Raw genomic sequence first — 25,759 nt, forward strand, 5'->3', positions numbered from 1 at the left:
CTATTTCTGCTCGCTCTGCGGTGTCACCCGCAGCACCTCTTCAAGGGTGGTCAGCCCTGCCGCGACCTTCTGCGCACCTGAAAGGCGCAGGCTGCGCATACCTTCCTTGAAGGCTTGCCGTCGGATGGAGGTAAGGTCGGTGTCCGGGGTGATGAGGGTTTTGAGGCTGTCGCTCAGTTGCATGATTTCGTAAACCCCGGCGCGGCCGCGATAACCGGTGTCGCGGCACTCCAGGCAGCCGATCGCCCGTTGCGCATTGCCCGGCAGCGGCGCCTGCCACGGGCGGGTCAGGGTCTGCCAGTCCTCCTCTTCCAGCGTCAGCGGCGCCTTGCAGTGCGGGCACAGGGTACGCACCAGACGCTGGGCCATGACCCCGAGCACCGTGGCCTTGATCAGATAGTGCGGCACGCCGAGTTCGAGTAACCGGCTGATGGCACTGGGGGCATCGTTGGTGTGCAGGGTCGACAGCACCAGGTGGCCAGTGAGTGCCGCCTGAATCGCCATTTCCGCGGTTTCCAGGTCGCGGATCTCGCCGATCATGATGATGTCCGGGTCCTGTCGCATCAACGCACGCACCCCGGCGGCGAAACTCAGGTCGATGTTGTGCTGCACCTGCATCTGATTGAACGCCGGCTCGACCATTTCGATCGGGTCTTCGATGGTGCAGAGGTTGATCTCCGGCGTCGCCAGTTTCTTCAGCGTGGTGTAGAGCGTGGTGGTCTTGCCCGAACCGGTCGGCCCGGTGACCAGGATGATGCCGTTGGGCTGGCGGGTCATGTCCTGCCAGCGGCGAAGGTCATCGGCAGAAAAGCCCAACTGATCGAAGTCCTTGAGCAACACTTCCGGGTCAAAGATCCGCATGACCATTTTTTCGCCAAATGCGGTGGGCAGCGTCGAGAGCCGCAGTTCCACCTCGCCGCCGTCGGGGGTCTTGGTCTTGACCCGGCCGTCCTGGGGTTTGCGCTTCTCGGCGACGTTCATCCGCCCGAGGCTTTTCAGGCGGCTGACGATCGCCATGGTCACCTGCGGCGGGAATTGATAGACGTTGTGCAACACGCCATCGATGCGAAAGCGCACGGTGCCTTGTTCGCGGCGCGGTTCGATATGAATATCGCTGGCGCGTTGCTGGAAGGCGTACTGGAACAGCCAGTCGACGATGTTGACGATGTGTGCGTCGTTGGCGTCCGGCTCCTGATCGCTGGCGCCGAGGTTGAGCAGTTGTTCAAAGTTGCCGAGGTTGCCGCTTTGCTGATCGGCATTGCTGGCGCCGCTGACCGATTTGGCGAGGCGGAAGAACTCGACGCTGAAGCGCTGGATGTCCACCGGGTTGGCGACCACCCGTTTGATCGGCAGCTTCAGCACGTGAGTCAGGTCGGCTTCCCAAGCGGTGACGTAGGGCTGGGCACTGGCCACGACCACGGCGTCGCGGTCGACCGCCACCGCAAGAATCCTGTGCCGCTGGGCAAACGCGTAGGACATCAGCGGGGTGATGGCGGCGACGTTGATCTTCAACGGGTCGATACGCATGTACGGCTGGCCGGCCTGCTGCGCCAGCCACAAGGTCAGGCTTTCCAGATCCAGATGTTTACCCGGACGGCTGAGGTCATCCAGCTGCTGGCTGGAAATGAACTCCAGCGGGTGCTGCTGGCCGTGGGTCGCGTGGCGGCGCCGGGCGTTGAGCGCCTGCTCCGCCGAATCCTGGCTGATGAAGCCTTGGGCGACCAATTCACGCAACACATCGTTGAGATCCAGCCAGCGGTCCTGAGTGGCGAGTTGAACGGACATGCAGGCTCCTTTTGAACGACAGTTCGCAAAGGATAGTCGTGGCCCCGCAGACCGTTGGGCCACTACCCGACAAAGCCGTTGCCGGATTTTTCAGCCAACCGCTTGCGCGGGCGTATCCCACGTCGTGTCGGCGTTTTGCAGGTTGACCGAGCAGACGCTGATCAGGTTACGAAGTTTTTCCGCAATCACTTGGGCGCGATGCCAACTGAAACCACCCATGACGATGTCGATCGACATCAAGTCGTCCATCCGCTGCACATTGACCTGTTCAGGCGTCAGGAACTGCAGCGCGAACAGGTTCAGCACCCGCACCAGCAGATCCGGCTCGGCTTCGGCGAGGATCTGATACTGCGCCAGGCAATGGCTGTTGTTGACGTTCCAGACATCGGCCCGGGTTGGTGCGGTATTCACGGCTTCGAGGTGCGGCATGGCGAGTCTCCAAAAAACACTGGAGAAATTTTTACATTCGGTGCCGGGCATTTCTTGGCTAAGATCGATGTGATTGGCGAATGATCGACCGGTTTGATTCGCATTAATTCATATTTGAGGTTTTTCTATGCACAGCGAGCTGGACAGCTACGACCGCAGGATTCTCGCCCTGCTGCAAGAGGACGCTTCCTTGTCCAGCGCTCAGATCGCCGAGCAGGTGGGCCTGTCGCAGTCACCGTGCTGGCGGCGTATTCAGCGAATGAAGGAGGAGGGGATTATTCGCGGTCAGGTGACCTTGCTTGATCGCAAGAAGATCGGCCTGAACACGCAGATCTTCGCCGAAATCAAGCTCAACGCCCACGGGCGGTCGAACTTCACCGAATTCACCGAGGCGATTCGCGGTTTTCCGGAGGTTCTGGAGTGCTACGTGCTGATGGGCGCGGTAGATTTTCTGTTGCGGATTGTCGCGGCGGACATCGAGGCGTATGAGCGGTTTTTCTTCGAGAAGCTGTCGCTGGTGCCGGGGATTCAGGAAGTGAATTCGATTGTGGCGCTGTCGGAGATCAAGTCCACCACCAGCCTGCCGGTAATGCGCTGATGGCCTCTGTGGCGAGGGGATTTATCCCCGATGGGTCGCGAAGCGGCCCCGCTTTAGTCGAAAGCAGGGACTGCTGCGCAGTCCATCGGGGATGAATCCCCTCACCACACAGTCATCACATACGCAGCAGCATTTTCCACGCACGATTCTGATAAACCGCAATCGCCTGCTGCTTGCGCGCATCGAGCAGTTCGTCAGTGATCGTCGGCTCATTGGCCAGTTGTGCCAGTTTGTTCAGTTCGCCGTACAGGCGATCCATTTCCGCGATCTCCAGCACGTTGCGCGCGTGGTGCAGCCATACCTGGATGCGCTCGATGCGCGGCAGTTGTTCGGCCAGATCTTCCGGTTGCTGCTGATAGCGCTGCAATTGCAGGGAGGTGGCTTCTTCGCCCAGCAGGCGCGGCAGCCAGCTGTGCAATTGCGCGGCGCCCTGGCGGTTGCCGCGGGTGTTGCGCTCGGCGGTCCAGGCGCGGGCCAGCAGCCAGCGTGATGCGGTCAGCGAGAACAGGCCCCAGCGCGGGTCTTCCAGTTCTTCGAGGAATTGCTCCGGCGCCGCCTTGCGTACGTCTTCGTCTTCGATGCCGACCTGAACCAGCGGGCGCCAGTCTTCAAGCAATGCGTCCAGCGCCACGCGCAGGTCGTGAGTGGCCGAACGCGGTGCGGCCTGGCCGAGGCTGCTGAGCAGGGCGCGCATTTCGGCGAGGTTCTCGACCCAGTCCTGCAGCAGGCGCCAGTGGCCATTGAAGCGATATTGTTCGGCCAGACGCTGGCTGCTGCCGAGCAAGTGCCAGGCCAGTGCGGCGAAGGCGTCGTCGAGTGGGGTTTCCGGGGTCAGTTGCGGCGCCGGCAGGCTCAGCGAGTAGCTGTTGGCGTCGTACAGACGGTAGCCGCGCTCGGCCTTGCTGATGTCGCACGGCATCAGGGCCAGGGTTTCGGCCAGCTCGGCGGCCAGTTCCAGCAGTGCGGCCGGCTCGCCTTCGCGCAGTTCCAGTTCCAGCTCGCAGATTTCTTCTTTCTGTTTGCCGACCACCACATGACCGAGGTCCAGCGCAGCTTCGATGACCACTTTGGCCTTGCCGCGGCCCCAGGCGATTTCCGCACGCTCGCGGACGAAATCGGTGGTGAAAATCGGTTTCAGGGTTTTTTTGTCCAGCTCGGCCAGCGACTCGGGCCAGCATTCGCCGTCGAGTTTCTTCACGTCGAGCTTGGCTTTGGGCAACTTCCAGTCGTATTCATTACGCTCGGACAGACCGGCAACGCTCTGGCCGCGGGTCTTGAGGGTCTGAATCACTTCGTCACCGTCCTTGCGCAGGCGCAGGGCGACTTTGGCCTGGGCCAGGTCACGCTCGGGGGTGTCGAAGTACTGGTTCATCAACTCACGGCGTTCCCAGCCATTTTTGTTGCGTTTTTTCAGTAGCGGGTGCTCGCGCAGGGCGGCGAGGGTTTCGCGGCTGACGCGGAGTTTGATTTCGGTTTCTTTCTGCATGGCCGGAAAATCCAGGATCGGGAGCGCAGCCGGGGGAATGTGTGGCTGCCAAGGCCGTGCAGTGTACAGGACTCAAACTTCCTACGCCCTGCGGCGGTTTATTCCTGGCGCCGGATGGCTCTATGATGGACTTCAAATCGGAGTTGGAGTCAGCGATGCCTTTGCCGTCTATGCAAGACCAGTTCGCTGCACTGATCGCCGCACCGTCGGTCAGCTGCACCCAACCGGGCCTGGATCAGTCCAACCGGGCGGTGATCGATTTGCTCGCCGGCTGGCTGGGTGATCTGGGCTTCAGTTGCGACATCCAGCAGGTCAGCCCCGGCAAATTCAACCTGCTCGCCACTTTCGGCAGCGGCCCCGGCGGCCTGGTCCTGGCCGGGCACAGCGATACCGTGCCTTATGACGATGCGCTGTGGCAGACCGATCCGCTGAAGCTCACCGAAGTTGACGGCCGCTGGGTCGGGCTGGGCAGTTGCGACATGAAGGGCTTTTTCGCGCTGATCATCGAGGCCGTGCAGCCGCTGCTCGATCAACCGTTCAAGCAACCGCTGCTGATTCTCGCCACCTGTGATGAAGAAAGTTCGATGTCCGGTGCCCGCGCCCTGGCCGAGGCCGGCAAGCCGCTGGGCCGTGCGGCGGTGATCGGCGAGCCGACCGGGCTCAAGCCGATTCGCATGCACAAGGGCATCATGATGGAGCGCATCGATATCCTCGGACAAAGCGGCCATTCGTCGGATCCGCGTTTGGGGCACAGTGCACTCGAAGCGATGCACGATGCCATCGGCGAGCTGCGCGGTTTGCGCCTGTTGTGGCAGCGTGAATTCAACAATCCGCAGTTCAGTGTGCCGCAACCGACGATGAACTTCGGTTGTATTCATGGCGGCGACAACCCGAATCGCATCTGTGGCCAGTGTTCGCTGGAGTTCGACCTGCGTCCGTTGCCGGGCATGGACCCGAAAGTGCTGCGTGCGGAGATCCTGCGCAAGCTCAATCCCGTGGCCGAGCGGCACCAGGTGAAGATCGATTACAAACCGTTGTTCCCGGAAGTACCGCCGTTCGAACAAGCCGAAGACGCCGAATTGGTACGCATCGCCGAAAAGCTCACCGGCCATCGTGCCGAAACAGTGGCGTTTGGCACCGAAGCGCCTTATCTTCAGCGCCTTGGCTGCGAAACCATCGTGCTCGGTCCCGGCGACATCGCCTGTGCCCACCAGCCCGGCGAATACCTCGAAATGTCACGTTTGCAGCCTACCGTGCATCTATTGCGGCAGTTGGTTGAACATTACTGCCTGAAGAATTGAACACATCCCTTGTAGGCGCTGCCGAAGGCTCGGGCCGCGTTCGGACGATCTTTTGATCTTGTCTCTTAAAAACAAAGTCAAAAGATCGCAGCCTGCGGCAGCTCCTACAGGGGAAGACGTTAAATTAGTGGGAATCCAACCCGTATTCATGAGGAGAACGCGCGTGTCGCCAAGCCTGTTCCGACGATAACCATCAGCCCGCTGTGCGTTTTCCGTTTCGCCCTTTTTTCCGGCTGCTATTTATTACAGGCCCAGGTTCATGCCCGAATACGTCAATTGGCTTCGTCACGCGTCCCCTTACATCAACGCTCACCGCGACTGCACGTTCGTCGTCATGCTACCCGGCGACGGTGTGGAGCATCCGAACTTCGGCAACATCGTCCACGACCTGGTGCTGTTGCACAGCCTCGGTGTGCGTCTGGTGCTGGTCCACGGTTCGCGTCCGCAGATTGAAACCCGCCTCGCCGCTCGCGGCCTGACCCCGCACTATCACCACGGCATGCGCATCACCGATGCGGCAACCCTGGAATGTGTGATCGATGCAGTCGGTCAGTTGCGCATCGCCATTGAAGCGCGGCTGTCGATGGACATGGCCTCGTCGCCGATGCAGGGCTCGCGTCTGCGGGTGGCCAGCGGCAACCTGGTCACGGCGCGGCCGATCGGCGTGCTCGAAGGCGTCGACTATCACCACACTGGCGAAGTGCGCCGCGTCGACCGTAAAGGCATTAATCGCCTGCTCGACGAGCGCTCGATCGTGCTGCTGTCGCCGCTGGGCTACTCGCCGACCGGGGAAATCTTCAACCTCGCCTGCGAAGACGTCGCCACCCGCGCCGCCATCGACCTCGGTGCCGACAAGCTGTTGCTGTTCGGCGCTGACCTCGGTCTGATCGACGAAAACGGCAAACTGGTACGCGAACTGCGGCCGCAACAGGTGCCTGCGCATCTGGCGCGTCTGGGCAACAACTATCAGGCCGAACTGCTGGATGCCGCCGCCGAGGCCTGCCGTGGCGGCGTGGCGCGCAGCCATATCGTCAGCTACGCCGAGGACGGTGCACTGCTGACCGAACTGTTCACCCGCGATGGTGGCGGCACGCTGGTGGCTCAGGAGCAATTCGAACTGGTGCGCGAGGCGGCGATTGAAGACGTCGGCGGTTTGCTCGACCTGATCAGTCCGCTGGAAGAGCAGGGGATTCTGGTGCGTCGCTCGCGCGAAGTGCTGGAGCGCGAGATCGAGCAGTTCAGTGTGGTTGAGCGTGAAGGGATGATCATTGCCTGTGCGGCGCTGTACCAGATTGCCGATTCGGACGCCGGTGAGCTGGCGTGCCTGGCGGTGAATCCGGAGTATCGCCATGGCGGTCGCGGCGATGAGTTGCTGGAGCGCATCGAGACCCGTGCCCGGGCGCAAGGGCTGAAAACCCTGTTCGTGCTCACTACCCGTACCGCGCACTGGTTCCGCGAGCGCGGGTTCGAGCCTAGCAGCGTCGAACGCCTGCCGGCGGCGCGGGCGTCGCTGTACAACTATCAGCGCAATTCGAAGATCTTCGAAAAGACCCTGTAATCCGAGTCCCCTGCAGGAGCTGCCGAAGGCTGCGATCTTTTGATCTTGATTCAGAAAACCAAAGTCAAAAGATCGCAGCCTTCGGCAGCTCCTACAGGGTTTTGTGTTTACTCAGCGATGAACTTCGCACTGACGTACGGCGAATAGTCCGGCAGCACCGTCTCGACCTTGCCCTGTTCCTTCAAAAACTTCGCCGTCTCACCAATCGCTTTCGCCGTGCCACCGTCCAGCAGTGCGGTGGATTGCTGCGCCTTGGCATCCGGGAAGGCCGAACCGGCCAGCAGCTCCGGCACGTCGGCCGCATTGGCACCCGTCAGTTTTGCGATTTTCTGCACCGGCGCCGAGTCCGCTGTCCAGCTGTCCTTATGGCTGGCGTAATCGGCAAACGCATCTAGAGTGACCTTGGCAAACCTGGCCACCACCTCAGGATGCTTTTCGACGTAGTCCTTGCGCGCGACCCAGACTTCGAAGGTCGGTGCGCCCCATTGGCCGACTTGTGCGGCATCGGTCAGGGTCTTGCCGGTCTTGCGGATTTCCCCCAGCGCCGGCGACCAGACAAACGCGCCATCTATATCTCCACGCTTCCACGCCGCTGCGATTTCTGCGGGCTGCAGGTTCACCACTTTGACTTTCGAGGTGTCCAGGCCCCAGTGCTTGAGTGCGCCAAGCAGGCTGTAGTGGGAAGTGGAAACGAAAGGCGTGGCGATGGTCTTGCCGACCAGGTCCTGCGGGGTATTGATCCCGCTGCCATTGCGCACCACCAGCGCCTCGGCGGCGTTGATCTGCGCTGAAACAATGAAGGCGACGATCGGCAGATTGCGCGATGCGGCCGCTGCAAAAGGACTGGAGCCAAGGTTGCCGATCTGTACGTCGCCTGATGCGATGGCTGTCACAACTTCCGGGCCGCTATTGAAGCGACGCCAGTTGATTTTCTCGCCGATGGTCTTCTCGTAGACGCCGTCGGCCTGAGGGACTTTGCTCGGGTCGATACCGGTTTGATAGCCAACGGTGAGGTTGGCGGCATGGGCGGAAAAAGAAATCAGCGCCGATACACAAACTGTAACAAATTGACTAGATAGTGCGCGTTTGGCCATCATGGCGTCGCCTTTTCGATAGGGTTTGACGAATCGGGGTTGCGCCAAAGCTAATCGATATAAAAAAAGGCTAACAAATACCATTTAGGAATGAGCTTAGTCGCCGATACGCTGTTTCCCGGCGGAGGTGGCACGATACTGGCCATATTTCGAAATGATATTAAAAAGAATGAATAAATTCTTTTTGGGTTTATCAGAAAATCTTTAATCTGCACGGACCAAATCACGGCGATTAGACCTTGGTCGTAGACACACAAGGTTACGATTGACTTGTCAGTCACGGTCTGGCGCTAATCGCGCATCTTAGGATCCAGGGCATCAGACCCCGGGCCAGGAACACAAGAATTAGAAACGAGAGGAGCTTTACATGAACAAGTCCACCTTGGCCCTGGCTGTGGCCGTAGGGGTTTTGGCGCAGCAGGCAGGCGCCGCCGGTTTCATCGAAGACAGCAAAGCTACTTTGGGGCTGCGTAACTTCTACATCAACACTGATAACCGTGACTCCGGCACCAAAGCGGCTGGCGCTCAGAACAAGAACGAAGAATGGGGCCAAGGCTTCGATCTGCGTTTCATCTCCGGTTACACCCAAGGCACCGTAGGCTTCGGTATCGATGCCATCGGCCTGTTGGGCGTGCGTCTGGATTCGGGCGGCGGCACCAACGGTGCAACCTCGACGTCCTACGGTGGCACAGTGTTCCCGAGCAAGTCCAATGGCGAAGCTGTTGATAACTTCTCGAGTCTGGGCCTGACCGCCAAGGCCAAAATCTCTCAGACCGAACTGAAGCTGGGCACGTTGCAGCCAAAGAACCCGGTCATCGTGACCAACGACGGTCGTCTGCTGCCACAAACCTGGCAGGGTGGCCAGATCACTTCCGGCGAGATCAAGGACCTGACTCTGGTCGCTGGTCAGATCGAAGCAGTGAAAGGGCGTAACTCCAGCAACAACGAGAACCTGTCTGTTGGCGGTGCGAACGCTCGCGTGGCCAACAGCAACAAGTTCTACTACGCCGGTGGTGACTACAAAATCACCAAGGACCTGACTGCCCAGTACTACTACGGCAACCTGGAAGACTTCTACAAGCAGCACTTCCTGGGTCTGGTTCACAACTGGGCAATCGGCCCAGGCGTACTGAAGTCTGACTTCCGCTACTTCCACAGCAGCGACGACGGCGCCAACGGCAACACCGCCGCCTACTTCGGCAACGGTAACTACGTCGGCAATGTCAGCGGTAAAGGTCCGATCGACAACAACCTGTACAGCGGCCTGTTCCTGTATACCGTTGAAGGTCACACTTTCGGTGGCGGCTATCAGGTTTCCAACGGCAGCTCCGACTTCCCTTGGCTGAACCAGGGCGACGGTTCGTCGAACTACACCATTACCGACATGCAGATCCAGAAGTTCGGTCGTGCTGGCGAGAAAACCTGGCAAGCACGCTACTCGTATGACTTCGCCAAAGTCGGCCTGCCAGGCCTGACCGCCGGCATGGTCTACCTGCGCGGCAGCGACATCGACACCGTGGGTTCCAACCGTCGTGAGAACGGCAACGGCAACTCCGAGTGGGAACGCGATCTGACCATCGGTTACGTTATTCCTGAAGGTCCGGCCAAGAACCTGGGCTTCATGTGGAAAAACGCTACCTGGCGCAACGACATCCCAGGTCAGCGTGACCAGGATGAAAACCGCCTGATCGTCAGCTACTCGATCCCGCTGCTGTAATAGCGCGCTCAAGCTACTGATGTAAAAAAGCCCCGTCCGGCATTGCGCCGGACGGGGCTTTTGCATTTTCGGGTCAGGCTCACCCCCGTAAGCCTGTCCCGACATTCCCTTCTTTTGCAGCTACTCAAGGCCTTCTCGAACCTTGGGGTCGATGTTCGTCGCGATGACGACGAGCGTCCAGTGAACGATGTTTAATATTCAATTAAATTCTAAATATCTAGTTATTTATTCTTTTTCATGATGGCAAATCCCAAGCTACAGTTGAGTTCTCCAACAACTCATCAGGAGCAGCATCATGAGCCTCAGACTCGGCGACATCGCCCCCGACTTCGAACAGGATTCCAGCGCCGGCAAGATTCGTTTCCACGAGTGGCTGGGCGATAGCTGGGGTGTGCTGTTCTCCCACCCGGCCGACTTCACCCCGGTGTGCACCACCGAGCTGGGCTTCACCGCCAAGCTCAAGGATGAGTTCAGCAAGCGCGGCGTCAAAGCCATTGCGCTGTCGGTGGACCCGGTGGACTCGCACCACAAGTGGATCGAAGACATCAACGAAACCCAGAACACCATCGTCAACTTCCCGATCCTGGCCGATGCCGATCGCAAGGTGTCCGATCTCTATGATCTGATCCACCCGAACGCCAACGACACGCTGACCGTGCGTTCGCTGTTCGTCATCGATCCGAACAAGAAGATCCGCCTGACCATCACCTACCCGGCGAGCACCGGGCGCAACTTCCACGAGATCCTGCGGGTGATCGATTCGCTGCAACTTACCGACAACTACAAGGTGGCCACGCCGGCCAACTGGCAGGACGGTGAGGAGGTGGTGATCGTGCCGTCACTCAAGGACGAGGAAGAGATCAAGCAGCGCTTTCCGAAGGGCTACCGCGCGGTGAAGCCATACCTGCGCCTGACGCCGCAGCCGAATCGTTAAGATCAAAAGATCGCAGCCTGCGGTGCTCCTACAGGAGGAGGCCGCTCCATGTAGGAGCTGCCGAAGGCTGCAATCTTTTGATGCATCCAAATAGCAGGGGATTTCAGGCCGTTTCGACGGCCTTTTTTTTGCGCGCAGTTTGTTGAAATTTATATCTCTAAAATGCATAACCAAATGAATAAATATGATTTATGGATATATAAATCAGCTGGTAAGGTCACTCCATCGAAGCGAGATCGCAACCCGCGAATCGCCTGTAACGCGCAAGGAATCGTCTGAATGCTGGTCGTCTCACTCGGTGGCAGTCCCAGCCAACGCTCCCGTTCCGGGGTGTTGCTGGAGCGCTCGCAACGCTGGTTGCAGGAGCAGGGGGTGGAAGTGGTGAGTTATCAGGTGCGGGACTTCCCGGCCGAAGACTTGCTCCACGCCCGCTTCGACAGCCCGAAGGTGCTCGACCTGCTGGCGCAGATTGAAAACGCTGACGGTCTGCTGATCGCCACGCCGGTGTACAAGGCGTCGTTTTCCGGCGCGCTGAAGACCGTGCTCGATCTGCTCCCGGAACGCGCCCTGAACCACAAAATTGTGCTGCCGATGGCCACGGGCGGCAGCATCGCCCACATGCTGGTGGTCGATTACGCCCTCAAGCCCGTGCTGTCGGCATTGAAAGCCCAGGAAATGCTGCAAGGGATTTTTGCCGAGGACAGCCAGATTGCTTACGGCGAAGGCAGTGCCCAGGCGCAACTGGCGCCGGCGCTGGAGCAGCGTCTGCACGAAGCACTGGAGCAGTTTGTCAGTGCCATGGCCCGCCGGCCGAAACCGCTGGAGCCGGGACTGTTGAATGAACGTTTGTTGAGTGCTCGCTGGAGCATTTAAGCCTCACCGAAATTGAAGTACTGGCCTTACTCGCCCGCCAACGGGCAAGCAGGTGCAGCCACAACCCAACAGCAAAAAGGAGAGCGCTATGCGCACTGTATTTTTGCGTCGTGGTCTGGTCGCTCTGTTTGCTGCGGCTGTGTCCTTCGGCGCCATCACCCAGGCTCAGGCCGAGACGCTAAGAATCGGTTATCAGAAGTACGGCACGCTGGTGCTGCTCAAGGCCAAAGGCACACTGAAAAAACGTCTGGCTGCCCAAGGCGTGGACGTGCAATGGACTGAATTCCCCGGCGGCCCGCAATTGCTCGAAGGCCTGAACGTAGGCTCGATCGACTTCGGTGTTACCGGCGAAACCCCACCGGTATTCGCTCAGGCTGCCGGCGCTGACCTGCTCTATGTCGCCTACGAACCGCCAGCGCCGAACAGCGAAGCGATCCTCGTACCGAAAGACTCGCCGATCAAATCGGTCGCCGATCTGAAGGGCAAGAAAGTCGCGCTGAACAAAGGCTCCAACGTGCACTACTTGCTGGTGCGCGCCCTTGAAGACGCCGGCCTCAAATACGCCGATATCCAGACCGTGTACCTGCCGCCGGCCGATGCCCGCGCCGCGTTCGAACGTGGCAGCGTCGACGCCTGGGTGATCTGGGATCCGTACCAGGCCGCTGCCGAGCAACAGCTGCAAGCGCACACCCTGCGTGACGGCAAAGGCATCGTCGACAACCATCAGTTCTACCTCGCGACCAAACCTTACGCGCAGAAAAATCCCGAGGTGATCAAGACCCTCGTCGAAGAAGTGCGCGCCGTGGGCGAGTGGTCCAAAGCCAATCCTGAAGACGTGACCCGACAGGTCGCGCCACTGCTCGGCCTGCCGGCTGACATCACCCTGACCTCGGTGAAACGCCAGGGCTACGGTGCGCTGTTCCTGACCCCGGACGTGGTCGCCGCGCAACAGAAAATCGCCGACACCTTCTACCAGCTCAAGCTGATTCCCAAGCCGTTGAGCATCAAGGATGTGATCTGGACACCACCGGCCGCTGTGGCCCAAAGCTCGGTCAGCCAAGCCCAGTAAATCGAATCCCCAAGGAGACCACTCCATGAGCCTTAACATCTTCTGGTTCCTGCCTACCCACGGCGACGGCCATTACCTTGGCACCGCCGAAGGCGCCCGCGCCGTTGACCACGGTTATCTGCAACAGGTCGCGCAAGCGGCGGATCGTCTGGGTTTTGGCGGCGTGCTGATTCCCACCGGCCGTTCGTGCGAAGACTCGTGGCTGGTGGCCGCGTCGTTGATCCCGGTGACCCAGCGTCTGAAATTCCTTGTCGCCCTGCGCCCCGGGATCATTTCCCCGACGGTGGCGGCGCGGCAGGCAGCGACCCTGGATCGTCTGTCCGGCGGGCGTGCGCTGTTCAACCTGGTGACCGGTGGCGACCCGGAAGAGTTGGCCGGTGATGGTCTGTTCCTCGATCACGAAGCGCGTTATCAGGCTTCGGTGGAATTCACCCGCATCTGGCGTCGGGTGCTGGAAGGCGAAACCGTCGATTACGACGGCGAACACATCAGCGTGAAGGGCGCCAAACTGCTCTATCCGCCGATCCAGCAACCGCGTCCGCCGCTGTACTTCGGCGGCTCTTCGGAAGCGGCGCAGGATCTCGCTGCCGAACAGGTCGAGATGGTCCTGACCTGGGGCGAACCGCCAGCGGCGGTGGCCGAGAAGATCGAGCAGGTGCGCGCCAAGGCCGCCAGGCTCGGGCGTACCGTGCGCTTCGGCATTCGTCTGCATGTGATCGTGCGCGAAACCAACGCCGAAGCCTGGCAAGCAGCCGACCGGCTGATCTCGCATCTGGACGACGACACCATCAAACGTGCGCAAGCATCGCTGGCGCGCTTCGACTCGGTCGGCCAGCAACGCATGGCCGCGCTGCACGGCGGCAGTCGCGACAACCTCGAAGTCAGCCCCAACCTGTGGGCCGGCGTCGGTCTGGTGCGCGGCGGTGCCGGTACCGCGCTGGTCGGCGATGGTCCGACCGTGGCCGCCCGCGTGAAGGAGTACGCGGATCTGGGGATCGATACGTTCATCTTCTCCGGTTATCCACACCTCGAAGAGTCGTACCGCGTCGCTGAACTGCTGTTCCCGCACCTCGACATCGAGCGTCCGGAGCTGCCGAAAAGCGCCGGTTATGTCAGCCCGTTCGGCGAGATGGTGGCTAACGACATTCTTCCCAAAGCCGCGTCGCAGAGCTGAGGCGCGCCATGAAGAAACTTATCCACAACCTCGCGCCCTGGGCGTTGCCGGTGTTGTTGCTGGCGGTGTGGCAGTTATCGGTGTCGGCCGGTTGGTTGTCGACGCGGATTCTGCCGGCACCAGTGGCGGTGATCGAGGCCGGTGTCAGCCTGGTGCGCAGCGGCGAAATCTGGACGCACCTGGCAATCAGCGGCTGGCGCGCCGCGCTGGGCTTCACCATCGGTGGCAGCATTGGCCTGGTGCTGGGCTTCATCACCGGCCTGTCGAAGTGGGGCGAACGCCTGCTCGACAGTTCGGTGCAGATGATCCGCAACGTGCCGCACCTGGCGCTGATTCCGCTGGTGATCCTGTGGTTCGGCATCGACGAGTCGGCGAAGATTTTCCTGGTGGCGCTGGGCACGTTGTTCCCGATCTACCTCAACACCTATCACGGCATCCGTAACGTCGATCCGGCGCTGGTGGAGATGGCGCGCAGTTATGGCTTGAGCGGTTTCAGCCTGTTCTGGCAGGTGATTCTGCCGGGTGCGTTGCCTTCGATTCTGGTCGGTGTGCGCTTTGCGCTGGGCTTCATGTGGTTGACGCTGATCGTTGCCGAAACAATCTCCGCCAGCTCCGGCATCGGCTATCTGGCGATGAATGCCCGGGAGTTTTTGCAGACCGATGTGGTGGTGCTGGCGATCCTGCTTTACGCGGTGCTCGGCAAACTCGCCGACCTCGCGGCCCGTGGACTTGAACGTGTGTGGTTGCGCTGGCATCCGGCTTATCAGGTTGCCAAGGGAGGTGTGGCATGACCGCTCAACAACCTCCACGCCTGCTGCGCGGGATTCCGCTGGTGGTGCGCAACCTGCAGAAAACCTTTGGTGCGCGACAGGTGCTGCGCGACATCGACCTGCACATTCCGGCGGGGCAGTTCGTCGCCGTGGTCGGGCGCAGCGGTTGCGGCAAGAGCACGTTCCTGCGTCTGCTCGCCGGCCTCGATCAACCGACGGGCGGCGACCTGTTGGCCGGTGCCGCCCCGCTGAGTGATGCGCGGGAAGACACCCGGCTGATGTTCCAGGAAGCCCGGCTGCTGCCGTGGAAAAAGATCATCGACAACGTCGGGCTCGGCCTTAACGGCAACTGGCGCCCGCAAGCGCTGGAGGCGCTGGAAGCGGTGGGTCTGGCCGATCGTGCCAGCGAATGGCCGGCCGCCTTGTCCGGTGGGCAGAAGCAGCGTGTGGCGCTGGCCCGCTCGCTGATTCATCAACCACGCCTGCTGCTGCTCGACGAGCCGCTGGGTGCGCTGGATGCGCTGACCCGGATCGAGATGCAGCAACTGATCGAACGCCTCTGGCAACAGCATGGCTTCACCGTGCTGCTGGTGACTCATGACGTCAGCGAAGCGGTGGCGATTGCCGACCGGGTGATTCTGATCGAGGACGGCGAAGTCGGCCTCGACCTGCCAGTGGAGCTGCCACGTCCGCGCGTGCGCGGATCGCATCGACTGGCGGCGCTGGAAACCGAAGTGCTCAACCGTGTTCTGTCCCTGCCCGGCGAGCCGCCGGAGCCGGAACCTGTTTCACCACTGCCTACGCAATTGCGCTGGGCTCAATAACTCAAGTTACCTCCAACGACAGGAATCAAAGCCATGACTATCAAAGCCATCAACGTGCGCAACCAGTTCAAAGGCTCGATCAAGGAGATCGTTCTCGGCGACGTGCTGTCGGAAATCGACGTGCAGACCGCCTCCGGCATCGTCACTTCGGTGATCACCACCCGCTCGGTCAAGGAGCTGGAACTGGCGGTGGGCAGCGAAGTGATCGCCTTCGTGAAATCCACCGAGGTGTCGATCGCCAAGTTGTAAGCCTGTGGATAAAAACAAACCCCGAAAGGCGTGAGCCCGTCGGGGTTTGTTATCTGCATCAGATGAGAATGGTGTCGCGGCGCTCCCACAGGTTATCTGTCGGTCACCAAATCTGCATACACAGCAGCTCCTTGTGGGAGCTGGCTTGCCAGCGATGAGGCCATTCAGTTCACCAGATGTCTCTTGGGCAGATAAGGCGGCAGATACAACCCGAGGTAGGCATCAAACACCCGCATCCCTTCCTCGGCCATGCGCGGCGTGATCTGCCCGTACTGCTGCACCGAACGTGCATACACGCGGTCGCCCAGTTCCATCGCCAGCGCAAACACGTCGACATCGGTCGGCAGGCGCGGCAATTCGAAGTGATGGTCGAACAGCTTGTGCATCAGGTCGCCGAGTTCGATGTCGTGCTGGCGGTCGGCCTGGGTCACTTCGGTCAGGCCGTGCTGGGCGAGGATCAACTGACGGGCCGCCGCGTCTTCGCCGTAGATCTCCAGCATTCGTTCCTCGATCAGCCGCGACAGGTCGCGCCAGTCGCGCAGGGCATCGTGGTCGATCGGCGCTTGCAGGCAGGCACGAAACGCCGCGTGCACGTCGGCGGTCAATGCTTCGAGCAGCGCCGGGACGCTGGCGAAGAAGTGGTAGACCGAGGAGGGCGGAATCTGCGCGCGTTCGGCGACGCTGTAGATCGACAGGCTGGCCACACCCTCGGCAGCCAGCAGCGTGCGCGCGGCGTCGAGTATCGAGTCGATGCGCGCCTGACTGCGGGCACGGGGTTTACGGACGGGGGCGGGACGCGTCATGAAAGTCTCCTGCGGGGCAGCGGGCATTGTACGAGCCGGGTTCGATGTTGTCTGCCCGGACGCCATCGCTGGCAAGCCAGCTCCCACAGGTATCCGTGTTGAACACAAATTTTGATTACACAACAGAACCCTGTGGGAGCTGGCTTGCCAGCGATCCGCCGCAGGCGGCCATGCATCCCAAACACAGAGATGTGTGTTTAGCCATAAAAAAAACGCCGTTGGCTGCAAGAGCCGACGGCGTTCTGTTTGGCACTACAACCGCTTAAACGGTATGCAGATACCAGTTGTACTCAAGGTCGGAGATGGAGTGTTCGAACTCCTCCAGCTCGCTTTCCTTGCAGGCGACGAAGATATCGATGTATTTCGGATCGATGTACTTGGCCATCACCTCGCTGTCGTCCAGCTCACGCAGGGCATCGCGCAAGTTGTTCGGCAGGCTTTGTTCGTTCTGCTCGTAGCTGTTGCCTTCGACCGGAGCGCCCGGTTCGATTTTGTTCACCAGACCGTGATGCACACCGGCCAGGACCGAAGCCATCAGCAGGTACGGGTTGGCGTCGGCACCGGCCACGCGGTGTTCGATCCGTACGGCGTCGGCAGAGCCAGTCGGCACGCGGATCGCCACAGTGCGGTTGTCCAGGCCCCAGCACGGCGAGTTCGGTACATAGAACTGCGCGCCGAAGCGACGATACGAGTTGACGTTCGGGCAGAGAAAAGCCATCTGCGCCGGCAGGGTCTCGAGCACACCGCCGATCGCGTGACGCAGCGCGGCGTTCTGCTCGGGATCCTCGCTTGCAAAGATGTTCTTGCCATCTTTGTCGAGCACCGAGATGTGGACATGCAGACCGTTACCGGCCTGGCCCGGGTACGGCTTGGCCATGAAGGTGGTGTCCATTTCATGGTCGTAGGCGATGTTCTTGATCAGACGCTTGAGCAGTACCGCGTAATCGCACGCCTTGATCGGGTCGGCGACGTGGTGCAGGTTCACTTCGAACTGCGCCGGGGCACTTTCCTTGACGATGGCGTCGGCCGGGATGCCTTGCTCTTTGGCGCCTTCCAGAATGTCCTGGAGGCAGTCGACGTATTCGTCGAGGTCGTCGATCAGGTAGACCTGAGTCGAGTGCGGGCGTTTGCCGGAAATCGGCGAGCGTGGCGGCTGTGGACGGCCGTTCACGTTTTCCTGGTCGATCAGGTAGAACTCCAGTTCGAAGGCTGCGCAGATGGTCAGGCCCAGCTCGTCAAACTTTGCAACAACTTGACGGAGCACTTCGCGCGGATCGGCGAAGAACGGGTCGCCTTCGAGTTCGTGCATGGTCATCAGCAGTTGCGCGGTCGGGCGCTTCTGCCATGGCTCGTTGCACAGGGTATCGGGGATTGGATAGCAGATCCGGTCGGCGTCGCCGATGTCCAGACCCAGGCCGGTGCTTTCCACCGTAGAACCATTGATATCCAGAGCAAATAGAGAGGCCGGCAGGTTGATGCCTTTCTCGTAAACCTTGTGGAGGCTGGTGCGTTCGATGCGCTTGCCGCGCACCACACCATTCATATCCGCAATCAGAAGGTCAACGTACAGAACCTCAGGATGTTCCTTAAGGAACGCGTTCGCTTCGTTAAGCTGAACGGCACGCGGGGGTACCGACATGATGCAACACCTTTGTTGTTAAAAATATCAATCATTGATCTTTTCTGGTTTCAGTCAACCCGAACGGCATGCCGAAGTCAAGCGAGGCCTTTTTTGCCCTAAAAAAGCGCTGCGAGGGCATTTATGGGGCACTTTGGGGCGGTTTTTTGTCCTTGGGACGCTTGGCACCCGCGGGCTTGAGCAGGCCGTGTTGTATTTTTTACGGGGGTGTTGTGTAAAAAAATGAACAAGGCTAAGCTCCGATCAAACCCATAACAGCAATAATACCGGGGTGCTTCATGTCTCGCCTGCCGTTAATCGGCATCACCGACTGCTCGCAACAGTCCGGTCTGCATGCTCAACACATCAGTGGCGACAAATCCGTCCGTAGTGCAGCCCGCAAGGCTCGCGGGCTGTCGACGATGTCCTCGTTCGCATCAGGCCAAACGGCAGCGTCCGTTATTCTGGACGTACGGCAAAGCATTCTGTTTATGGCGCCTTCCTTCAATATAGATCCCTTTGAGTCCCAAAGCCTGTGCCGCTTCCCCAGCCGTGCTCATGATTCTGCACGCCTTGAATGTGCACAGGAAATGCAACGCCAGCGTAAAGGGCAGGTAAGCTCCTCTTTCATTGTCGATGCGCGGTGCCAGGCGTAAGCCGGCACTGCGCGCAAGCAAGCCCCCTTTAACGCGACGCCACGGCGTCAAACTTTGCCTGACACGATGTCAGGAGACTCAGCCCAGAGGCATTTATGAGTAACAACCTCGACCAGCTCACCGATTGGTTGAAAGACCACAAGATCACAGAAGTCGAATGCATGATCGGCGACTTGACCGGTATCACCCGGGGCAAGATCTCGCCGACCAACAAGTTCATCGCCGAAAAGGGCATGCGTCTGCCGGAAAGCGTGCTGTTGCAGACCGTGACCGGCGACTACGTCGAAGACGACATCTATTACGAACTGCTCGACCCGGCCGACATCGACATGATCTGCCGCCCCGATCAGAACGCCGTATATCTGGTGCCATGGGCCATAGAGCCGACCGCTCAGGTGATCCACGACACCTACGACAAGCAAGGCAACCCGATCGAGCTGTCGCCGCGCAACGTGCTCAAGAAGGTCCTGAAGCTCTACGCCGACAAGGGCTGGCAGCCGATCGTGGCGCCGGAGATGGAGTTCTACCTGACCAAGCGCAGTGACGACCCCGACTATCCGCTGCAGCCGCCAATCGGCCGCTCGGGCCGTCCGGAAATCGGGCGTCAGTCGTTCTCCATCGAAGCGGCGAACGAGTTCGACCCGCTGTTCGAGGACGTCTACGACTGGTGCGAACTGCAGGAGCTGGACCTCGACACGCTGATCCACGAAGACGGCACGGCACAGATGGAAATCAACTTCCGTCACGGCGATGCACTGTCGCTGGCCGACCAGATCCTGGTGTTCAAGCGCACCATGCGCGAAGCCGCGCTCAAGCACGACGTGGCCGCCACCTTCATGGCCAAGCCGATGACCGGCGAGCCGGGCAGTGCGATGCACTTGCACCAGAGCATCATCGACATCGAGACCGGCAAGAACGTGTTCTCCAATGAAGACGGGACCATGAGCCAGCTGTTCCTGCACCACATCGGTGGCCTGCAGAAACTGATTCCGGAATTGCTCCCGCTGTTCGCGCCGAACGTCAACTCGTTCCGTCGCTTCCTGCCGGACACTTCGGCGCCGGTGAACGTGGAGTGGGGCGAAGAGAACCGCACCGTGGGCCTGCGCGTCCCGGATGCCGGCCCGCAGAACCGCCGCGTGGAAAACCGCCTGCCGGGCGCCGACGCCAACCCGTACCTGGCGATTGCCGCGAGCCTGCTCTGCGGTTACATCGGCATGGTCGAGGGCCTCAATCCGAGCGCGCCGGTGGTCGGTCGTGGCTATGAACGCCGCAACCTGCGCCTGCCGCTGACCATCGAAGACGCGCTGGAGCGTATGGAAAACAGCGCAACCATCGAGAAATACCTGGGCAAGACCTTCATCACCGGCTACGTCGCGGTCAAGCGGGCCGAGCATGAAAACTTCAAGCGCGTGATCAGTTCCTGGGAGCGTGAGTACTTGCTCTTCGCCGTCTGATACGCCGGGCGCGGCTGGCAGCAGCCGCGCCTTCACCGATAACAAGGAGAATTGGCATGACCAGCAACAACCCGCAAACCCGTGAGTGGCAAGCCCTGAGCAGCGAACACCACCTGGCCCCGTTCAGCGACTTCAAACAACTGAAAGAGAAGGGCCCACGGATCATCACCAACGCCAAGGGCGTGTACCTGTGGGACAGCGAGGGCAACAAGATCCTCGATGGCATGGCGGGTCTGTGGTGCGTGGCGATCGGTTATGGCCGCGATGAGCTGGCTGACGCCGCCGCGAAGCAGATGCGCGAATTGCCTTACTACAACCTGTTCTTCCAGACCGCGCACCCGCCGGCGCTCGAACTGGCCAAGGCCATCGCCGACGTGGCGCCGGAAGGCATGAACCATGTGTTCTTCACCGGCTCCGGCTCCGAAGGCAACGACACCATGCTGCGCATGGTTCGCCACTACTGGGCGATCAAGGGCCAGCCGAACAAGAAAGTCATCATCAGCCGCAAGAACGGTTATCACGGTTCCACCGTGGCCGGTGCGAGCCTGGGCGGCATGACCTACATGCACGAACAGGGCGATTTGCCGATCCCGGGCATCGTCCACATCGCGCAGCCGTACTGGTTCGCCGAGGGCGGCGACATGTCGCCGGAAGAGTTCGGCATCTGGGCCGCCAATCAGCTGGAAGAGAAGATTCTAGAAGTCGGCGTGGACAACGTCGGTGCGTTCATTGCCGAGCCGATCCAGGGCGCCGGCGGCGTGATCATTCCGCCTGATACCTACTGGCCGCGCATCAAGGAAATCCTCGCCAAGTACGACATTCTGTTCGTGGCGGACGAAGTGATCTGCGGTTTCGGCCGTACCGGCGAGTGGTTCGGTTCGGATTTCTACGACCTGAAACCGGACATGATGACCATCGCCAAAGGCCTGACCTCCGGCTATATCCCGATGGGTGGCCTGATCGTCCGTGATGAAGTGGTGAAAGTGCTCAACGAAGGTGGCGACTTCAACCACGGCTTCACCTACTCCGGGCACCCGGTGGCGGCGGCGGTGGGTCTGGAAAACATCCGGATTCTGCGCGACGAGAAAATTATCGAGAACGCGCACAACGAAACGGCACCGTATTTGCAGAAACGTCTACGCGAACTCAACGACCACCCGTTGGTGGGCGAAGTGCGCGGCGTCGGGTTGCTGGGGGCGATCGAGCTGGTGCAGGACAAGGCCACTCGCAAGCGTTACGAAGGCCGGGGCGTGGGCATGATCTGCCGGCAGTTCTGCTTCGATAACGGCCTGATCATGCGCGCCGTGGGCGACACCATGATCATTGCGCCGCCGCTGGTGATCAGCAAGGCGGAGATCGATGAGCTGGTGACCAAGGCACGCAAGTGCCTGGACCTGACCCTCAGTGCGTTGCAAGCCTAAGTGCTAGGCTTCGAGCGGGGGAGCTGCGGCGCTCTCGCTCGAAGGTGTCAGAAAGGTGGGCCTTTTCTTGAAAGACCGCCTCCGATCTTGCCAGACTAGCCGCAGTTCCAGTTGTCGGGGTTCGGCCGCTGAACAAAGTGGTTCAAAAAAGAAAAATTTGGAGCATGACGCATGAAGGCATTAGGTAAAAAGCTTGCTGGCAAGACTCTTCTCGCGCTGTCCGTCGCGAGCATGATGGCGGGTGCGGTTCACGCGGACGACAAGGTACTGCACGTTTACAACTGGTCCGACTACATCGCTCCGGACACCATTGCCAATTTCGAGAAAGAGTCCGGGATCAAAGTCGTCTACGACGTATTCGACAGTAACGAAACCCTGGAGGCCAAACTGCTGGCGGGCAAATCCGGTTACGACGTCGTTGTGCCGTCGAACAACTTTCTGGCCAAGCAGATCAAGGCCGGTGTTTATCAGGAGCTGGACCAGTCCAAGCTGCCTAACTGGAAAAACCTGAACCAGGACCTGCTCAAGGCCGTGTCGGTCAGCGATCCGGGCAACAAGCACGCCTTCCCGTACATGTGGGGTTCGATCGGTATCGGTTACAACCCGGAGAAGGTCAAGGCTGCGCTGGGCGTCGACACCATCGACTCGTGGGACGTGCTGCTCAAGCCGGAAAACATCGCCAAGCTCAAGGGCTGCGGTGTGAGCTTCCTCGATTCGCCGACCGAAATGCTCCCGGTCGCACTGCACTACCTGGGCCTGCCTACCGACACCCAGAAAAAAGAAGACATCAAGAAAGCCGAGGACCTGTTCCTCAAGATTCGTCCTTCGATCACCTACTTCCACTCCTCCAAGTACATCTCGGACCTGGCCAACGGCAACATCTGTGTAGCGGTCGGTTACTCGGGTGACGTGCAGCAGGCCAAGTCCCGTGCCGCCGAGGCCGGTGACAAGGTGAAAGTCAGCTATGCCATTCCGAAAGAAGGCGCTGGCAGCTTCTTCGACATGGTCGCCATCCCTAAAGATGCCGAAAACGTCGAAGGCGCCTACAAGTTCATGACCTTCCTGCAGAAGCCTGAAGTCATGGCCGGCATCACCAACGCCGTACGCTTCCCGAACGGTAACGCTGCTGCGACCGCTCTGGTGGAAAAAGACATCACCAGCGATCCAGGCATTTACCCGCCAGCCGACGTGCAGGCCAAGCTGTATGCGATCGCCGATTTGCCGGCCGCTACCCAGCGCGAAATGACCCGCAGCTGGACCAAGATCAAATCCGGTAAATAAGCCGGTTTGAAGCAGCAACCGCTGGCTGTCGTCGCCATGACGGCGGTCAGCGGATCAATTAAATGACAGAAAGTTTTGCTGGATCGGTTTTTCGAAGGTAAGTTGCGCGCCGGTTTTGTTGCCGGGCAACCGTGACTGTCTTGCAGCACGGGGCAACTTGGGCCCAACTCAATTAGAGGACCTCCACTTGCCTATTTTTTCTTCTTTGCGCAAAGCCCTGCTGGCCACTGCCGGCCTGACGATCGCTGTCGGAGCCCAGGCCGCCGGTACGGTGCATATTTATAACTGGTCGGATTACATCGGCGAGACCACCCTGGCCGACTTCCAGAAAGAAACCGGGATCAAACCGGTGTACGACGTGTTCGATTCCAACGAGACCCTGGAAGGCAAGCTGCTGGCCGGGCGTACCGGTTACGACGTGGTCGTGCCGTCGAACCACTTCCTTGGCAAGCAGATCAAGGCGGGCGCGTTCCAGAAGCTCGACAGGTCGCAGTTGCCGAACTATGCGAATCTCGATCCGGTGCTGCTCAAGCGCCTGGAGCAGAACGACCCGGGCAACCAGTACGCCGTACCGTACCTGTGGGGCACCAACGGCATCGGCTACAACGTCGACAAGGTCAAGGCCGTGCTCGGTATCGACAAGATCGATTCCTGGAGCGTGCTGTTCGAGCCGGAGAACATCAAGAAGCTGCACAGCTGCGGCGTCGCGTTCCTCGACTCGGCCGATGAAATGATGCCGACCGTGCTCAACTACATGGGCCTGAACGCCAACAGCACCAATCCGAAGGATTACGCCAAGGCCACCGACAAACTGCTGGCCGTGCGTCCTTACGTCACCTACTTCCACTCCTCGAAATACATCGGTGATCTGGCCAACGGCGACATCTGCGTGGCCATCGGTTTCTCCGGTGACATCTTCCAGGCCAAGCACCGTGCCGAGGAAGCCAAGAAGGGTGTGAACATCGCCTACTCGATTCCGAAAGAGGGCGGCGCGCTGTGGTTCGACATGCTGGCGATTCCGAAGGACTCGTCCAACGTCAAAGAGGCCCACGCCTTCATCAACTATTTGCTGAAACCTGAGGTGATCGCCCAGGTCAGTGATTACGTCGGTTACGCCAACCCCAACCCGGGGTCGGACAAGCTGATGGAGCAGTCCATCCGCACCGATGAAGCGGTTTATCCACCGCAAGCAGTCCTCGACAAGACTTACGTGTCGGTCGAGTTGCCACCCAATATTCAGCGTTTGATGACCCGTAGCTGGACCAAGGTCAAGTCGGGCAAGTAAGGCACAAACTATCCTGGGTTCGTCCGCATGGGGCGAACTGCACTGTTTTTTTCTGGGAGTTTCGTAAATGGCAGTTGCCTCCGGCGCCTATAAGAAAGCCCTCGAGGGCGACCAGACACCTAAGCAGGTGTTGGTCAAAATCGACCGGGTCACGAAGAAGTTCGACGAGACGATTGCCGTGGACGATGTGTCCCTGGAAATCAAGAAGGGCGAAATTTTCGCCCTGCTCGGCGGTTCGGGATCGGGCAAATCCACACTGCTGCGGATGCTGGCAGGGTTCGAACGGCCCACGGAGGGGCGCATTTTCCTCGACGGCGTCGACATCACCGACATGCCGCCGTACGAGCGACCGATCAACATGATGTTCCAGTCGTACGCCTTGTTCCCGCACATGACCGTGGCGCAGAACATCGCCTTCGGCCTCAAGCAGGACAAGATCCCCAATGCCGAGATCGATGCGCGCGTCGCTGAGATGCTCAAACTGGTGCAGATGAGCCAGTACGCCAAGCGCAAGCCGCATCAACTGTCCGGCGGTCAGCGTCAACGTGTGGCACTGGCGCGTTCGCTGGCCAAGCGGCCGAAGCTGCTGCTGCTCGACGAACCCATGGGCGCACTGGACAAGAAACTGCGGTCGCAGATGCAACTGGAGCTGGTAGAGATCATCGAGCGCGTGGGCGTGACCTGCGTGATGGTGACCCACGACCAGGAAGAGGCCATGACCATGGCCGAGCGCATCGCGATCATGCACCTGGGCTGGATCGCCCAGATCGGCAGCCCGATCGACATCTACGAAACCCCGACCAGCCGTCTGGTCTGCGAATTCATCGGCAACGTAAACATCTTCGAAGGTGAAGTGATCGACGATGCTGAAGGCCACGCGACCATCACCTGCAAGGACCTCGACCGGCAGATCTACGTCGGCCACGGCATCAGCACCTCGGTGCAGGACAAATCCGTGACCTACGCGATTCGTCCGGAGAAGCTGCTGGTCACCGCCGAGATGCCGACCTGCGAATACAACTGGTCCAGCGGCAAGGTGCATGACATCGCCTACCTCGGTGGGCATTCGGTGTTCTACGTCGAATTGCCGAGTGGCAAGCTGGTGCAGTCGTTCGTCGCCAACGCCGAGCGTCGCGGTCAACGTCCGACCTGGGGTGATCAGGTTTACGTGTGGTGGGAAGACGACAGCGGCGTGGTACTTCGCTCATGAACATGCGCAAATTCAAACGCCGGCTCAATCGAATAATTCCCGGTGGCCGCCAGTTGGTCATCGGGGTTCCCTTCATCTGGCTGTTCCTGTTCTTCATGCTGCCGTTCTTCATCGTCCTGAAGATCAGCTTTGCCGAAGCCGATGTGGCCATTCCGCCGTACACCGAGATC

At 60.0% G+C, this 25,759-nt stretch carries 23 protein-coding genes and 1 pseudogene; 18 read left to right on the plus strand and 6 right to left on the minus strand.

Annotated features, from left to right (window positions below):
* On the minus strand, positions 1-1,785 hold the full coding sequence (gene tfpB / locus L6D63_RS06855) for a type IV pilus assembly ATPase TfpB (protein ID WP_131670657.1): 1,785 nt from the start codon (positions 1,783-1,785) through the stop codon (positions 1-3).
* Between the two features lie 90 nt (positions 1,786-1,875).
* Positions 1,876-2,214: a hypothetical protein gene (locus L6D63_RS06860; protein WP_047297208.1), complete on the minus strand. Its 339-nt coding sequence runs from the start codon at positions 2,212-2,214 to the stop codon at positions 1,876-1,878.
* Between the two features lie 127 nt (positions 2,215-2,341).
* Between L6D63_RS06860 and L6D63_RS06865 the strand changes: the two genes are divergently transcribed.
* Positions 2,342-2,812 (plus strand): Lrp/AsnC family transcriptional regulator, encoded by a 471-nt coding sequence (locus tag L6D63_RS06865; RefSeq protein ID WP_025112016.1) that lies wholly within the window; start codon positions 2,342-2,344, stop codon positions 2,810-2,812.
* Positions 2,813-2,927: 115 nt separating this feature from the next.
* Here the strand turns inward: L6D63_RS06865 and L6D63_RS06870 are convergent, their stop codons facing one another.
* On the minus strand, positions 2,928-4,298 hold the full coding sequence (locus tag L6D63_RS06870; protein ID WP_131670656.1) for a CYTH domain-containing protein: 1,371 nt from the start codon (positions 4,296-4,298) through the stop codon (positions 2,928-2,930).
* Between the two features lie 155 nt (positions 4,299-4,453).
* Here L6D63_RS06870 and argE point away from each other — a divergent pair, with 155 nt between their 5' ends.
* Positions 4,454-5,599 (plus strand): acetylornithine deacetylase, encoded by a 1,146-nt coding sequence (argE, locus tag L6D63_RS06875; RefSeq protein ID WP_131670655.1) that lies wholly within the window; start codon positions 4,454-4,456, stop codon positions 5,597-5,599.
* A 259-nt stretch (positions 5,600-5,858) separates the two neighbouring features.
* Positions 5,859-7,157 (plus strand): amino-acid N-acetyltransferase, encoded by a 1,299-nt coding sequence (gene argA, locus L6D63_RS06880; protein WP_007967974.1) that lies wholly within the window; start codon positions 5,859-5,861, stop codon positions 7,155-7,157.
* 107 nt (positions 7,158-7,264) lie between these two features.
* Here the strand turns inward: argA and tauA are convergent, their stop codons facing one another.
* Complete coding sequence (gene tauA, locus L6D63_RS06885; protein ID WP_131670654.1) at positions 7,265-8,254, minus strand: taurine ABC transporter substrate-binding protein; 990 nt, start codon at positions 8,252-8,254, stop codon at positions 7,265-7,267.
* A 364-nt stretch (positions 8,255-8,618) separates the two neighbouring features.
* Here tauA and L6D63_RS06890 point away from each other — a divergent pair, with 364 nt between their 5' ends.
* The 8 genes from L6D63_RS06890 (at position 8,619) to L6D63_RS06925 (ending at position 15,861) form a co-directional block, all read left to right on the plus strand.
* Positions 8,619-9,968, plus strand: a complete 1,350-nt coding sequence (locus L6D63_RS06890) for an OprD family porin (RefSeq protein ID WP_047297205.1) — start codon at positions 8,619-8,621, stop codon at positions 9,966-9,968.
* A gap of 295 nt (positions 9,969-10,263) precedes the next feature.
* Positions 10,264-10,902, plus strand: coding sequence for a peroxiredoxin (locus L6D63_RS06895; RefSeq protein WP_047297204.1), 639 nt, complete (start codon positions 10,264-10,266; stop codon positions 10,900-10,902).
* 279 nt (positions 10,903-11,181) lie between these two features.
* On the plus strand, positions 11,182-11,775 hold the full coding sequence (gene ssuE, locus L6D63_RS06900; protein ID WP_041072109.1) for an NADPH-dependent FMN reductase: 594 nt from the start codon (positions 11,182-11,184) through the stop codon (positions 11,773-11,775).
* A gap of 88 nt (positions 11,776-11,863) precedes the next feature.
* Positions 11,864-12,844, plus strand: a complete 981-nt coding sequence (locus L6D63_RS06905) for a sulfonate ABC transporter substrate-binding protein (protein WP_131670653.1) — start codon at positions 11,864-11,866, stop codon at positions 12,842-12,844.
* A 25-nt stretch (positions 12,845-12,869) separates the two neighbouring features.
* Positions 12,870-14,018 (plus strand): FMNH2-dependent alkanesulfonate monooxygenase, encoded by a 1,149-nt coding sequence (gene ssuD, locus L6D63_RS06910; RefSeq protein ID WP_041072113.1) that lies wholly within the window; start codon positions 12,870-12,872, stop codon positions 14,016-14,018.
* Between the two features lie 8 nt (positions 14,019-14,026).
* The gene (gene ssuC / locus L6D63_RS06915; protein ID WP_047297201.1) at positions 14,027-14,809 is read left to right on the plus strand and encodes an aliphatic sulfonate ABC transporter permease SsuC; all 783 of its coding nucleotides are present in this window, start codon (positions 14,027-14,029) and stop codon (positions 14,807-14,809) included.
* A complete protein-coding gene (gene ssuB, locus L6D63_RS06920; protein ID WP_131670652.1) occupies positions 14,806-15,612 on the plus strand; it encodes an aliphatic sulfonates ABC transporter ATP-binding protein in 807 nt (268 codons plus the stop codon). The genes ssuC and ssuB overlap by 4 nt, the downstream gene beginning before the upstream one ends.
* Positions 15,613-15,645: 33 nt before the next feature.
* The gene (locus L6D63_RS06925; RefSeq protein ID WP_007967989.1) at positions 15,646-15,861 is read left to right on the plus strand and encodes a TOBE domain-containing protein; all 216 of its coding nucleotides are present in this window, start codon (positions 15,646-15,648) and stop codon (positions 15,859-15,861) included.
* Positions 15,862-16,025: 164 nt separating this feature from the next.
* Here L6D63_RS06925 and L6D63_RS06930 read toward each other — a convergent pair whose 3' ends face one another.
* Positions 16,026-16,664: a TetR/AcrR family transcriptional regulator gene (locus tag L6D63_RS06930; protein ID WP_131670651.1), complete on the minus strand. Its 639-nt coding sequence runs from the start codon at positions 16,662-16,664 to the stop codon at positions 16,026-16,028.
* A 262-nt stretch (positions 16,665-16,926) separates the two neighbouring features.
* Positions 16,927-18,303, minus strand: coding sequence for a glutamine synthetase family protein (locus L6D63_RS06935; RefSeq protein ID WP_003229254.1), 1,377 nt, complete (start codon positions 18,301-18,303; stop codon positions 16,927-16,929).
* A 278-nt stretch (positions 18,304-18,581) separates the two neighbouring features.
* Here L6D63_RS06935 and L6D63_RS06940 point away from each other — a divergent pair, with 278 nt between their 5' ends.
* The 7 genes and pseudogenes from L6D63_RS06940 to L6D63_RS06970 all read left to right on the plus strand — a co-directional run.
* A complete protein-coding gene (locus L6D63_RS06940) occupies positions 18,582-18,938 on the plus strand; it encodes a glutamine amidotransferase (RefSeq protein WP_131670650.1) in 357 nt (118 codons plus the stop codon).
* Between the two features lie 95 nt (positions 18,939-19,033).
* Positions 19,034-20,392 (plus strand): glutamine synthetase family protein, encoded by a 1,359-nt coding sequence (locus L6D63_RS06945; RefSeq protein ID WP_007967993.1) that lies wholly within the window; start codon positions 19,034-19,036, stop codon positions 20,390-20,392.
* A gap of 56 nt (positions 20,393-20,448) precedes the next feature.
* On the plus strand, positions 20,449-21,813 hold the full coding sequence (locus L6D63_RS06950) for an aspartate aminotransferase family protein (RefSeq protein WP_121182522.1): 1,365 nt from the start codon (positions 20,449-20,451) through the stop codon (positions 21,811-21,813).
* Between the two features lie 171 nt (positions 21,814-21,984).
* On the plus strand, positions 21,985-23,094 hold the full coding sequence (locus L6D63_RS06955) for a polyamine ABC transporter substrate-binding protein (RefSeq protein ID WP_131670649.1): 1,110 nt from the start codon (positions 21,985-21,987) through the stop codon (positions 23,092-23,094).
* Positions 23,095-23,281: 187 nt separating this feature from the next.
* A complete protein-coding gene (locus L6D63_RS06960; protein ID WP_047297196.1) occupies positions 23,282-24,379 on the plus strand; it encodes a polyamine ABC transporter substrate-binding protein in 1,098 nt (365 codons plus the stop codon).
* Between the two features lie 67 nt (positions 24,380-24,446).
* On the plus strand, positions 24,447-25,589 hold the full coding sequence (locus tag L6D63_RS06965) for an ABC transporter ATP-binding protein (RefSeq protein WP_003229245.1): 1,143 nt from the start codon (positions 24,447-24,449) through the stop codon (positions 25,587-25,589).
* Positions 25,586-25,759, plus strand: a pseudogene (locus L6D63_RS06970) (putrescine ABC transporter permease PotH); the annotation flags it as partial. The gene L6D63_RS06965 and the pseudogene L6D63_RS06970, both read left to right, overlap by 4 nt.

This window comes from Pseudomonas parakoreensis (assembly GCF_021602155.1).
Classification (GTDB): Bacteria; Pseudomonadota; Gammaproteobacteria; order Pseudomonadales; family Pseudomonadaceae; genus Aquipseudomonas; species Aquipseudomonas parakoreensis.

Excerpts from the sequence above, each read along its gene's own strand:
- L6D63_RS06895 (WP_047297204.1), top strand. The coding sequence starts at position 10,264 with ATGAGCCTCAGACTCGGCGACATCGCCCCCGACTTCGAACAGGATTCC.
- ssuB (WP_131670652.1), top strand. The coding sequence starts at position 14,806 with ATGACCGCTCAACAACCTCCACGCCTGCTGCGCGGGATTCCGCTGGTG.
- L6D63_RS06930 (WP_131670651.1), bottom strand. The coding sequence starts at position 16,664 with ATGACGCGTCCCGCCCCCGTCCGTAAACCCCGTGCCCGCAGTCAGGCG.
- L6D63_RS06955 (WP_131670649.1), top strand. The coding sequence starts at position 21,985 with ATGAAGGCATTAGGTAAAAAGCTTGCTGGCAAGACTCTTCTCGCGCTG.
- ssuD (WP_041072113.1), top strand. The coding sequence starts at position 12,870 with ATGAGCCTTAACATCTTCTGGTTCCTGCCTACCCACGGCGACGGCCAT.
- argA (WP_007967974.1), top strand. The coding sequence starts at position 5,859 with ATGCCCGAATACGTCAATTGGCTTCGTCACGCGTCCCCTTACATCAAC.
- L6D63_RS06905 (WP_131670653.1), top strand. The coding sequence starts at position 11,864 with ATGCGCACTGTATTTTTGCGTCGTGGTCTGGTCGCTCTGTTTGCTGCG.
- L6D63_RS06925 (WP_007967989.1), top strand. The coding sequence starts at position 15,646 with ATGACTATCAAAGCCATCAACGTGCGCAACCAGTTCAAAGGCTCGATC.
- L6D63_RS06870 (WP_131670656.1), bottom strand. The coding sequence starts at position 4,298 with ATGCAGAAAGAAACCGAAATCAAACTCCGCGTCAGCCGCGAAACCCTC.
- L6D63_RS06860 (WP_047297208.1), bottom strand. The coding sequence starts at position 2,214 with ATGCCGCACCTCGAAGCCGTGAATACCGCACCAACCCGGGCCGATGTC.
- L6D63_RS06935 (WP_003229254.1), bottom strand. The coding sequence starts at position 18,303 with ATGTCGGTACCCCCGCGTGCCGTTCAGCTTAACGAAGCGAACGCGTTC.
- L6D63_RS06890 (WP_047297205.1), top strand. The coding sequence starts at position 8,619 with ATGAACAAGTCCACCTTGGCCCTGGCTGTGGCCGTAGGGGTTTTGGCG.
- tauA (WP_131670654.1), bottom strand. The coding sequence starts at position 8,254 with ATGATGGCCAAACGCGCACTATCTAGTCAATTTGTTACAGTTTGTGTA.
- ssuE (WP_041072109.1), top strand. The coding sequence starts at position 11,182 with ATGCTGGTCGTCTCACTCGGTGGCAGTCCCAGCCAACGCTCCCGTTCC.
- L6D63_RS06940 (WP_131670650.1), top strand. The coding sequence starts at position 18,582 with ATGTCTCGCCTGCCGTTAATCGGCATCACCGACTGCTCGCAACAGTCC.
- ssuC (WP_047297201.1), top strand. The coding sequence starts at position 14,027 with ATGAAGAAACTTATCCACAACCTCGCGCCCTGGGCGTTGCCGGTGTTG.
- L6D63_RS06950 (WP_121182522.1), top strand. The coding sequence starts at position 20,449 with ATGACCAGCAACAACCCGCAAACCCGTGAGTGGCAAGCCCTGAGCAGC.
- L6D63_RS06965 (WP_003229245.1), top strand. The coding sequence starts at position 24,447 with ATGGCAGTTGCCTCCGGCGCCTATAAGAAAGCCCTCGAGGGCGACCAG.
- L6D63_RS06945 (WP_007967993.1), top strand. The coding sequence starts at position 19,034 with ATGAGTAACAACCTCGACCAGCTCACCGATTGGTTGAAAGACCACAAG.
- L6D63_RS06865 (WP_025112016.1), top strand. The coding sequence starts at position 2,342 with ATGCACAGCGAGCTGGACAGCTACGACCGCAGGATTCTCGCCCTGCTG.
- argE (WP_131670655.1), top strand. The coding sequence starts at position 4,454 with ATGCCTTTGCCGTCTATGCAAGACCAGTTCGCTGCACTGATCGCCGCA.
- tfpB (WP_131670657.1), bottom strand. The coding sequence starts at position 1,785 with ATGTCCGTTCAACTCGCCACTCAGGACCGCTGGCTGGATCTCAACGAT.